At 62.3% G+C, this 2,196-nt stretch carries 2 protein-coding genes and 1 pseudogene; all 3 read left to right on the top strand.

The annotated features are described in order from the left end of the window. Positions 1-51 precede the first annotated feature (51 nt). Complete coding sequence (gene ilvD / locus ACH2EI_RS09555) at positions 52-1,761, top strand: dihydroxy-acid dehydratase (protein ID WP_395155262.1); 1,710 nt, start codon at positions 52-54, stop codon at positions 1,759-1,761. A 101-nt stretch (positions 1,762-1,862) separates the two neighbouring features. Continuing rightward, positions 1,863-2,066: a hypothetical protein gene (locus ACH2EI_RS09550; protein ID WP_395159831.1), complete on the top strand. Its 204-nt coding sequence runs from the start codon at positions 1,863-1,865 to the stop codon at positions 2,064-2,066. Then, positions 2,063-2,196: pseudogene (locus ACH2EI_RS09545) on the top strand (patatin-like phospholipase family protein); the annotation flags it as partial. The gene ACH2EI_RS09550 and the pseudogene ACH2EI_RS09545, both read left to right, overlap by 4 nt.

Here is a 2,196-nt window from a genome sequence, read left to right as displayed (position 1 = left end):
GTGCGCGCAGCACCAGGTTCCAGTTGGATGCTCCCGAGTATCCTCGCCACCATGTCAGCTGACGATCAGAACACCCCTGTCGACATCAAGCCCCGCTCACGCGACGTCACCGACGGCATCCAGAAAGCGCCATCACGCTCAATGCTGCGAGCTATCGGCATGGGCGACGATGACTGGGAGAAGCCGCAAATCGGTCTCGCCAATGCATGGAACGAAGTAACGCCATGCAACATGACGCTCCGCAAGCTTGCTGCGCAGGCCAAGGCTGGCGTCAACGCCGCAGGTGGTTTCGGCATGGAGTTTGGCACGATCACCGTGTCTGATGGCATCTCGATGGGTCACGAAGGCATGCGCGCGTCGCTGGTTTCACGCGAAGTGATCACCGACTCGGTCGAGACCGTCATGCACGCCGAGCGCCTCGACGGGTTCATCGGCCTCGCCGGTTGCGACAAGTCGATCCCCGCCATGCTGATGGCTGCTGCCCGCCTCGACCTCGCCTCAGTGTTCGTCTACAACGGCTCAATCATGCCGGGTGAGCACAACGGCAAGGCGCTCGACATCACCTCGGTGTTCGAAGCCGTTGGTGCACACGTTGCGGGCCTGATCGACGACCAGGAACTGCACGACATCGAAGTGAAGGCATGCCCTGGTGAGGGTGCCTGTGGCGGCATGTTTACCGCCAACACGATGAGTTCTATTGCCGAAGCCCTTGGGATGAGCCTCCCGGGCTCCGCATCGCCGCCGGCTATCGACCCACGTCGCGAAGTCGATGCACGCCTCGCCGGCGAAGCTGTGGTTGGTTTAATCCGCCTTGGCATCACGTCGCGCCAGATCATGACCAAGCCCGCATTCGAGAACGCTATTGCGGTGACGTCGGCGCTTGGTGGGTCCACCAACGCCGTGCTCCACCTGCTTGCAATTGCCAACGAGGCCGGCGTCGACCTCGAACTCGAAGACTTCAACCGGATCGCCGACAAGGTGCCCCACATCGCCGACATGACTCCGGGTGGCAAGTTCCACATGAGTGATCTCGACAAGGTCGGAGGCGTCCCAGGCGTCCTCAAGCACCTGCTCGACAATGGCATGTTGAACGGCGACTGCATGACAGTTACCGGCAAGACCATGGCAGAGAACCTCAACGCGATGGATATTGCTGAGCCTGACGGCGTCGTTGTTCACCCCGTCAGCGCCCCGATCCATAGCGAAGGTGGCATCAACATCCTCACCGGTTCACTCGCCCCATTGGGTGCGGTTGTCAAGGTGGCCGGTCTCACCGCTGGGCAGATGCATTTCGAAGGTCCGGCCCGTGTCTACGACGACGAGTCGTTTGCAATGGAGGCGATTATTGCTGGCGAGATCAACGCTGGCGACGTCATCGTTATCCGCTACGAAGGTCCCAAGGGCGGGCCCGGCATGCGCGAAATGCTCGCCATCACAGGGGCACTCAAAGGTGCTGGCCGCGGCGGTGACGTCGCGCTGATCACCGACGGTCGATTCTCGGGCGGTACCTGGGGCTTCTGCATCGGTCACGTCGCGCCGGAAGCAGCCGATGGTGGCCCGATCGCGTTCATCGAAGAGGGCGACTCGATTCTCATCGACGTGCCGAGCAAGAAGCTCGACCTGCAGGTTTCCGACGAGGTGCTCGCGGCGCGCAAGGTCGGTTGGCAGCCCAACCCACCGCGCTACACGACGGGGGTTCTCGGCAAGTACGCACGGCTCGTGCAGGGTGCCGAAACCGGCGCCATTACCAACCCCATCTGACATCGCGCCGGCAGCGGGGCCAGGTGCTGCGATCGATACACAGCTGGTCTGACTCACCGGGCGGCCACCTGTCTCGATGACCGGGCGCCTAGCCTGGGTCCATGAGTAACTCCGGCGGACGCAACTTTCTCGCCTCGGTGATCGGCTGGCTGATCGTGGCCATCATCGTCTGGGTCTTGTTCGGCAGCATCTTCGGAGCGATCAAATTCATCTTCCGGGTGGTTGTGTTCCTCGTCGTTGTCGGAGCGCTCCTGTCGCTCTACTTGCGGCTCCGCGGGAACGGCAGCGGGGACGGCAAGAAATAGTTCGTGAGCAGAACCGGAACAGTGGCAACCGGCCTGGCGTTCTCTTCGTCATGACGACGGCGTTCGTTCTCTCCGGCGGGGCGAGCCTCGGCTCGATCCAGGTCGGGATGGCGATTGCCCTTGCGGATTC

The organism is Ilumatobacter sp. (assembly GCF_041688325.1).
Taxonomy (GTDB): Bacteria; Actinomycetota; Acidimicrobiia; order Acidimicrobiales; family Ilumatobacteraceae; genus Ilumatobacter_A.
The sequence above is the reverse complement of the archived record's forward strand: the minus strand, read 5'-3'. Positions and strand labels throughout refer to the sequence as shown.